Origin of the sequence: Dactylosporangium sucinum, assembly GCF_014647515.1 — a bacterium.
Taxonomy (GTDB): domain Bacteria; phylum Actinomycetota; class Actinomycetes; order Mycobacteriales; family Micromonosporaceae; genus Dactylosporangium; species Dactylosporangium sucinum.
This window is the reverse complement of sequence record NZ_BMPI01000100.1, coordinates 26,765-34,836: the sequence shown is the minus strand read 5'-3', so window position 1 is coordinate 34,836 and position 8,072 is coordinate 26,765. Positions and strand designations below refer to the sequence as shown.

At 72.7% G+C, this 8,072-nt stretch carries 6 protein-coding genes; 1 reads left to right on the top strand and 5 read right to left on the bottom strand.

Annotated features, from left to right (window positions below; all coding sequences use genetic code 11):
- Positions 1–1,319: FtsW/RodA/SpoVE family cell cycle protein (locus IEZ31_RS51610; protein WP_190257521.1), on the bottom strand; the 1,319-nt coding region annotated here is incomplete at its 3' end.
- On the opposite strand from IEZ31_RS51610, the gene IEZ31_RS51605 reads away from it, so the two are divergent.
- The gene (locus tag IEZ31_RS51605; RefSeq protein WP_190257520.1) at positions 1,318–1,527 is read left to right on the top strand and encodes a hypothetical protein; all 210 of its coding nucleotides are present in this window, start codon (positions 1,318–1,320) and stop codon (positions 1,525–1,527) included. The two genes, IEZ31_RS51610 and IEZ31_RS51605, sit on opposite strands and share 2 nt — an antisense overlap.
- A 38-nt stretch (positions 1,528–1,565) precedes the next feature.
- Here the strand turns inward: IEZ31_RS51605 and mraY are convergent, their stop codons facing one another.
- The 4 genes from mraY to IEZ31_RS51585 are packed head-to-tail and all read right to left on the bottom strand — an operon-like array spanning position 1,566 to position 8,049.
- On the bottom strand, positions 1,566–2,687 hold the full coding sequence (gene mraY, locus IEZ31_RS51600; protein ID WP_190257519.1) for a phospho-N-acetylmuramoyl-pentapeptide-transferase: 1,122 nt from the start codon (positions 2,685–2,687) through the stop codon (positions 1,566–1,568).
- On the bottom strand, positions 2,684–4,072 hold the full coding sequence (locus IEZ31_RS51595; RefSeq protein WP_190257518.1) for a UDP-N-acetylmuramoyl-tripeptide--D-alanyl-D-alanine ligase: 1,389 nt from the start codon (positions 4,070–4,072) through the stop codon (positions 2,684–2,686). The genes mraY and IEZ31_RS51595 overlap by 4 nt, the downstream gene beginning before the upstream one ends.
- Positions 4,069–5,544, bottom strand: coding sequence for a UDP-N-acetylmuramoyl-L-alanyl-D-glutamate--2,6-diaminopimelate ligase (locus IEZ31_RS51590; protein ID WP_190257517.1), 1,476 nt, complete (start codon positions 5,542–5,544; stop codon positions 4,069–4,071). The genes IEZ31_RS51595 and IEZ31_RS51590 overlap by 4 nt, the downstream gene beginning before the upstream one ends.
- 45 nt (positions 5,545–5,589) lie before the next feature.
- Positions 5,590–8,049, bottom strand: coding sequence for a peptidoglycan D,D-transpeptidase FtsI family protein (locus IEZ31_RS51585; RefSeq protein ID WP_190257516.1), 2,460 nt, complete (start codon positions 8,047–8,049; stop codon positions 5,590–5,592).
- Between the last annotated feature and the right edge of the window lie 23 nt (positions 8,050–8,072).

The following is an 8,072-nucleotide window of genomic DNA, read 5'->3' as shown; positions in this document are numbered from 1 at the left end:
GCGCGCGGCAGCGGCGGCAACGGCGCCCAGAGTAGTCGCACCCATTTCCGCGGCGGACGGGCGTGCATGGCTCGCGCGCAGTCCGGCTCGGCCCGGGCGGCCGACGTGAGCATCCCGGCCGCGCCGAGCGCCACGACGAGCGCGCTGCCGCCGTCGGAGATGAACGGCAGCGGCAGCCCGGTGATCGGCATGAGCCCCACGACCCCGCCGATGTTGATGATCGCCTGCCCGACGAACCAGATCGTGATCGCCGCCGCCACCAGGCGCCGGAACGGGTCCTCGACCCGCCGCGCGATGCGCAGCCCGGTGTACGTCAGCATGCCGAACAGCAGCAGCACGACCAGGCACCCGACGACGCCGAGTTCCTCGGCGACGATCGCGAAGATGAAGTCGTTGTGCGCGTTCGGCAGCCGGCCCCACTTGAGGTGGCCCTCGCCGAGCCCGACCCCGAACCACCCGCCGTTCGCGACCGCCCAGAGCCCCCGGAGGTACTGGTACCGCCCGTGCTCCGCCTCGGGGTCGATGCTCGGCTGGAAGAAGACCTTGATCCGGTCGAGCCGGTAGTCCTTCTCGGCCGGCAGCAGGATCAGCGCGACGATGCCGGTCAGCGCGAGCCCGCCGAGCCAGCCGAACACCGGCAGCCGCGCGCCGGCCGCCCAGAGCAGCCCGGTGAACAGCACCAGCATGCAGATCATCGAGCCGAGGTCGTTGTACCCCACCAGGATCAGCAGCCCCACCGTCACCGGGAACAGCGGCATGAGCAGCTCCCGCCAGCTCAGGATGCTGCGCCCCTTGCGCACGAGCAGGTCGGCGCCCCAGATCACGAGCGCGAACTTGGCCAGCTCGGCGGGTTGCAGCTGCAGCCCGCCGACGTGCAGCCAGAGGTCGTCGACCCAGATCGGCCCGAGGTGGATGGCCTGGACGTCGGCACCCGGGGGCGTGCGCCGCGCGGCGAGCCAGCCCATGAGGTCGACGAACCCCATCAGGACGAAGGCGCTGATCATCAGCGGTGCCGCCACCGCGCGGAACGTCCGCACGGGCAGCCGCTGGCAGACCCAGAACGCGATGAGCCCGACGACCGCCGAGAGCACCTGCTTGGCGATCGAGGTGAAGGGGCTGCCCGTCGTCGCGTAGTTGTCGATGCTGGTGACGGAGAAGACCATGACCAGCCCGATGAAGACGAGCAGGCCGACGCTGGACAGGAGCAGGTAGTACGACGCCAGGGGGCGGTCGAGCAGCCCTCGCAGCGTGTCGAGCCACGCGGTGGGCCAGGAGCTCCCGCCGGCCGCCGCCTCCTGCTGCTCCCCCTCACCGCGCATGGGCACCATCATGGCCCGCGAGCCGGGCCGGGCCGCCGACCTCGCGGCCCCCGGCGTGTCGCTGCCGCCCGCCCGGACCGCGATGGTGGTCGATGCCCGACATTTCCGAAATATCGGGCTCACTACGCTGAGCGAGCGGTGGATGCGGCCAGGAATCCTTGATCAATGGAACGATCTGGTTGCCGGGACAGCCAGACCGTTCCATTGATCATGAGCGGGGCGGACCGGCCATCCCCGCGTCGCGGGTCAGCCGGAGCCGCTCATCACGCGCAGGAAGTCGGCCGCGAACAGGCCCAGCGACGCGGCCATGCCGAGGCCGGCGATGATCCAGAAGCGGACCACGATGTTGACCTCGCTCCAGCCGGCCAGCTCGAAGTGGTGCTGGAGCGGGACCATGCGGAAGATGCGCTTGCCGGTGGTGCGGTACGAGCCGATCTGCATGATCCACGTGACCACGATGATGAAGAACAGCAGGCCCATGAGGGGCAGCAGCAGGATCGTCTTCGTGGCCACCGCCAGGCCGGCGATGAGGGAGCCCAGCGCCATCGAGCCCGTGTCGCCCATGAAGATGCGCGCCGGCGACGTGTTCCACCACAGGAAGCCCACCAGGGCGCCCACCGCGGCGCCGGCGATGAGGGCCATCTCCAGCGGGTCGCGCACGTCGTAGCAGTAGTTGGCGGTGTAGGAGGTGTCGGCGCACCAGTGGCGGTACTGCCAGAACGCGATCGCCATGTAGCTGCCGATCACCAGGATCGAGGTGCCCGTCGCCAGGCCGTCGAGGCCGTCGGTCAGGTTGACCGCGTTCGACATCGACATGACCACGAAGACGAAGAACACGACGGCGCCGATCTTCGTGATGTTCAGCCAGTCGACGTCGTGCACCCAGGAGAGCTTCGGGCTCGCGACCGTCGTCACGACGGCCCGGCCGGTCTCGTTCGCCGGCACGTAGAGGGCGATCGCGCCGAAGATGGCGCCGATGAGCGCCTGGCCGATGAGCTTGCCGCGCTTGTTGAGGCCGTCGCTGTTGCGCTTGGCGACCTTGAGGTAGTCGTCGAGGAAGCCGAGCAGGCCGGTGAACACGAACAGGCCCAGCAGCACCACGGCGGTGGCGGTCGGGCCGCTCGGGCGCAGCTGCTTGTCCGGCAGGGTGGTCAGGGCGATGTGCCCGCCCGTGTAGGCGACCAGCGTGGCGAAGATGAACACCACGCCGCCCATCGTCGGCGTGCCCTTCTTGCCGAGGTGGGTCTGCGGGCCCTCGGACCGGATGGGCTGGTCCGCCTTGAGGCGGGTGAAGTACCTGATGGCGATCGGCGTGCCGAACAGCGAGATGAGGAACGCCACGAAGGCCGCGACGAAGACGGCCCTCACTTGTCGGACACCTCAGCACGCAGGGCGTCGGCGACGTCCCAGGTCCGGTACCGCGATCCCTTGACGAGGACCACGTCGCGAGGAAGCAGCGACCCGCGCAGCAGCGCGACGGCGGCCTCCTGATCGGTCACGAGCACCGAGTCTCCTCCCCAACTCGCCACGGCGGCCGCGCCGTCCAGGATCGGCGCGGCTTGCTCGCTGATGGCCACCAGACGGTCGACGCCGAGTTCCGCGGCGAGGCGACCGACCTCCTCGTGGCCGGCTCGCTCGTACTCGCCGAGCTCCGCCATGAAGCCGAGCACGGCGATCTTGCGCCGCTCCCCGGCCACGTCGACGAGCGCGCGGAGCGCCGCCGCCATGGACGCCGGATTGGCGTTGAACGAGTCGTCGATGACCGTGACATCGTCGGCACGGTCGAAGACATCCATCCTTCGGGTCGACAACCCCGCTGGATCTCCGAGGGCGGTGGCGATCTCGTCGGGCGTCACCCCGGCGTGGGTCGCCACGGCCGCGGCCAGCAACGCGTTGCCGACCTGGTGGCGGCCCGCGGCAGCCAGCCGCACCGGCACCGGCGCCGCACCGGGAACGTGCAGCGTGAACCCGAACCGCCCGGCGTCGAGCGCCACCACATCGGTGCCCGAAATGTCCGAGGAGGACGACTCCCCCGCCAGCACCACCCGCGCCGTCGTCCGCGACGCCATCGCCCGCACCCGGTCGTCGTCGGCGTTGAGCACGGCGAGTCCGGAAGCCGACAGAGCCTCGACGAGCTCCCCCTTGGCGAGCGCGATGCCGTCGACGGACCCGAACTCGGCGATGTGTGCCACACCCACGTTGACGACCACGCTGACGTCCGGGGGTGCGATCTCGCAGAGGTACCGGAGGTGCCCCACACCACGCGAGCCCATCTCCAGCACCAGAAAACGGGTCGCGGCCGACACCTTGAGCGCCGTGTACGGCGTGCCGAGCTCGTTGTTCTCCGAGCCGGTCGTGGCGACGGCCGGCCCGGCGGTGGCGAGCAGCTTCGCGATGAGGTCCTTCGTGCTCGTCTTGCCGGAGGAGCCGGTGACCGCCACGACGGTCAGCGCGGGCAGCCGCCGCAGCACCTCGCGGGCGAGCAGCCCCAGCGCGTGCCGCGGGTCGTCGACCACGATCGTGGGCACGCCGGGCACGGGCCGGCTGCCGAGCACGCCCACCGCGCCGTCCGCGACGGCCTTGGCGGCGAAGTCGTGGGCGTCGACCTTCTCCCCCACGAAGGCGACGAAGAGCCCGCCGGCGCGGATCTTGCGGCTGTCGTACTCCACGGGCCCGTCGACGACAGGCTCGGGCGCGCCGTACAGCGCGCCGCCGACGACGGCGGCGATCTCGCCGAGTGACATGGGGATCATGCGCCGGCCGCCTTCCGCAGCGCCGCGGCGAGCTCGACCCGGTCGTCGAAGGGCAGCACCTCGCCGTTGACCTCCTGCCCGCGCTCGTGCCCCTTGCCGAGCAGCGCCACCACGTCGCCGGGCTTGGCCTCCTCGACGGCGCGGGCGATCGCGGCCCGCCGGCCGTCGACCTCGACCACAGCGGCGGTGCCGTCGGTGGTGCCGGCGAGCAGCTCGGCGCGGATGCGGGCCGGGTCCTCGGTGCGCGGGTTGTCGTCGGTGACGATCACCAGGTCGGCGCCGAGCGCGGCGGCGCGGCCCATGAGCGGGCGCTTGGCCCGGTCGCGGTCACCGCCGGCGCCGACGACGCAGATGACCCGCCCGCCCCGGGCGGCGGCGAGGGTGCGCAGCGCGGCGAGCACCTCGACCATCGCGTCCGGCTTGTGCGCGTAGTCGACCACGCCGAGCACGTCGCCGGGCGCGTCGACCTGCTCCATGCGGCCCGGCGAGCCGGGCGCCCGGGCCACGGCCGCGGTGGCGACGTCGAGGTCGACCCCGACGGCGACGAGCGAGGCGACGGCGAGCAGCGCGTTGGCGACGTTGTGCCGGCCCGGCAGCCGGACGCCGGACGGCGCCGAGCGCTCGCCGTGGCGGACGGTGAAGGTCTGGCCGTAGCCGTCGGTGGCGACGTCCTCGGCGCGGAAGTCGGCGGCCGGGTCGCCCGCCGCCGAGTACGTCCACGAGGCCGGCTTGCGCAGCCGCATGACGCCGGCGTCGTCGAGGTTGAGGATCTCGGTCGCGGCGCGGCCGTCGAACAGCCGGGCCTTCGCCGCAAAGTAGGCGTCGACGTCCGGGTGGAAGTCGAGGTGGTCGAGGCCGAAGTTGGTGTAGCCGGCGCTGGCGAACCGGACCCCGCCGACCCGGCCGAGCTCCAGCGCGTGGCTGGAGACCTCCATGACGACCGACTGGACGCCGTGCTCCAGCGCGGCGGCGAACAGCGCGTGCAGGTCGGTCGCCTCCGGCGTGGTGCGGGCGCTCTCGACGACGACGTCGCCCAGCCGGGTCTCGACGGTGCCGATGAGCCCGGTGACCTGGCCGGCGGCGCGCAGGCCGGCCTCGATGAGGTAGGCGGTCGAGGTCTTGCCGGCGGTGCCGGTGATGCCGAGAACGGTCAGCCGGTGGCTGGGCTCCCCGTACACCTTCGAGGCGATCTCGCCGAGGGCCGCCCGCGGGTCGTCGGCCACGATGACCGGCAGGTCGCCGGCCAGCTCGGCCCCGGCACGGTCGGTGAGCACCGCGACCGCGCCCCGGGCCGCCGCGTCGGGGATGAACTGGGCGCCGTGCACCCGCGACCCGGGCAGCGCCGCGTAAAGGTCACCCGGGTGAACCGTCGAGCTACTGTGGGTCACCCCGGTGACGGCGACGTCACCCGCGCCCCCCAGCTCGGCGATGAGCACGGGGCGGACATTCCTCGGACGGGGATAGCCGGGCACGGGGTCAGACCCTACCCGCCCCACCGCGGGGCGCCGGACCCGGTGTCACGGGTAGATCGTCAGTGTCGGGGCCGGGGTGCCGGTGGGCACGACACCGAAGTTGCTGAGCGTGACCGCCATCATCTCCTTGAACGCCGGTGCCGCCACGGAGCCGCCGGCGCCCTTCGGCACGTGGGCGGTGACGGCCACGACGAAGCGCGGGTCCTCGGCCGGCGCCATGCCGATGAACGACACCACGTCGCCCGGGGCGTAGCCGCCCTTGTCCGGGACCTGCGAGGTGCCGGTCTTGCCGGCGATGCGGTACCCCGGGATCGACGCCTGCCGCCCGGTGGCCTCGTCGAGCGTCGTCACGCCCTCCAGCATGACCCGCAGCTCCTGCGCGTGCTGCGGGTCGAGCACCCGGCGGGTCTGCTGGGCGGCGGGCTTGGTCACCGTGCCGTCCGGCGCGATGATCTTGCGGACGAGCGTCGGCTGCACCCACAGCCCGTCGTTGGCGATCGCGCCGAACACCGCGGCCATCTGCATGGCGGTCGTGGCGACGCCGTTGCCGATCGGGATCGAGCCCGGGCTGGAGCCGGTCCACTTGTCCGGCGGGAGCAGCTGCCCGGCCGACTCGTTCGGCAGGCCGACGCCGGTGCGCGAGCCGAGCCCGAACTTCTGCTGGTACTCGTACAGCTTGTCCTTGCCGAGCCGGTCGGCGACGGCGATCGTGCCGACGTTCGACGACAGCGCCAGGATGCCCGGGATGGTCATCTGGGTGCCGTCCTTCTGCGGCGGGTGGTCCTTGTAGACCGTGTCGCCCTTCTTCACGCTCGAGTTGACCGTGATCGTCGACGACGGCGTGATGATGCCCTCCTGCAGCGCGGCCCCCATGACGATCGCCTTGTGGACCGAGCCGGGGTCGAACACGGTCGCCGTGCACTGGTCCTTGAGCTGCTCCTGCGGCGACTTGCCCGGGGCGGCCGCGGCGAACGACGGGTAGCTCGCCATCGCCATGACCTCCATGGTCCGGCGGTCGAGCACGATCGCGGTCGCGAAGTACGCGCCCAGCGGCTCCATCCGCTCGAAGAGCGTGTTCTGCACGGAGTACTGCAGGTCGGCGTCCAGCGTCAGCTCGACCGAGCTGCCGGGCCGGGCCGGGCGCAGCTCGTCGTAGCCCTGCGGCAGCGGCTTGTCGAGGTCGCCCTCGCCGTGCTCGTAGATGTGCAACCCGTCGACGCCACGCAGCTGCGCGTCGTACGCCTGCTCGATGCCCAGCTGCCCGGACAGGTCGCTCTTGCGCGTGAAGCCGATGACGTTGGACGCCAGGTCGTAGCCGGGGATCTGCCGCCGCTCGTCGCGGGCGACCTTGAGCGCGCCGATCTTCATGGCGGCGATCCGGTCACCGTCGGCGACGTCGATCTGGTGCGCGAGGTACTCGAAGCGCGCGTTGGTCTTGCCGTCCTCCAGCTTGTGCGGCGTCATCTTGCGGACCAGCTCGGAGCGGGTCACGCCGTACTGGTCGAGCACGTCGAAGAGCTTGTCGGCGAGCGCCTCCGGGTCCTTGACCACCATCGGGTCGACCGCCACGAAGCGGGTCTCGATCGAGTGCACGAGGATCTTGCCGTTGCGGTCGAGGATCGCGCCGCGCGGCGCGGGCAGGACCTCGCGGATGATGCGGTCCCTGAGCCCTGCCGCGGCGTACGCGCTCGCGTCGGTGAGCTGCAACTGGACCAGCCGGATGCCGATCGCGCCGAACATCAGCAGCGCGAGGACGGTGGCCAGGCGCAGCCGGCGGCGCGGCTCGGCGAGCTTGGGCAGCTTCGCCCGCCGGGCCGGCCGCGGGACCTTGACCCGGCTCAGCTTCCGGGGCTTCCGGACAGGAGTCGTACCGCGGGCGCCGCCACGCGCCGGGGTCGCCTTGGACACGCGGCGCAGGGCCGGCTTCGGCGGCGTCGCACTGCGCGCGGAGGTGGACCGTGCGGTGGTTCGCCCGGACCGCTGCGCGCCGTTGACGGCGGTGTCGCGCTCGGCGGTCTTGCGCTGGGCGTCGCGCGGCTCGGACCGGCGTCCGGTGCCGGTCCGGGGCTCGGGAGCCGCCTCGGGTTCGGTGGCCCGGGCGGCCGCCTTGGTTTCCGCGGCCCGGGCGGCGGCCCCCCGCCGCTGCGGGTCGGTGCGGCGGGGCTGCTCCCGCGGCTGGTCGGCCCGTCCGCCCTGCAGCACCTCCAGGGCGGGCCGGAACGGGTCGCCGCGATGCTGGCTGCCGGCCTCGACCGAGGCGTCGCGGACGGACCGGCCCCGGGGTGTGTAGCGGCGGGCCTCGGACATGGTGCCGCGCGACGGCTCGGCACCCTCGCCGGAGCCGGCGCCGGCAAGGGGACGGGCGGCCGCGCCGGCACCCCCCGCGCCGGCGCGGCCGCCCGTCCGCTGCCGGCCGGCGTCACCCCCGCGGCCGGTGCTGTCGCGTCGGTCGGCGCCCCCACGCCGCTCGGTGCCGCCCCGCCGTTCAGGAGTGTCGCCAGCCATCGTCCTGACTTTCCTCGGTGTTC

Excerpts from the sequence above, each read along its gene's own strand:
- IEZ31_RS51595 (WP_190257518.1), bottom strand. The coding sequence starts at position 4,072 with ATGATCCCCATGTCACTCGGCGAGATCGCCGCCGTCGTCGGCGGCGCG.
- IEZ31_RS51605 (WP_190257520.1), top strand. The coding sequence starts at position 1,318 with ATGGGCACCATCATGGCCCGCGAGCCGGGCCGGGCCGCCGACCTCGCG.
- IEZ31_RS51585 (WP_190257516.1), bottom strand. The coding sequence starts at position 8,049 with ATGGCTGGCGACACTCCTGAACGGCGGGGCGGCACCGAGCGGCGTGGG.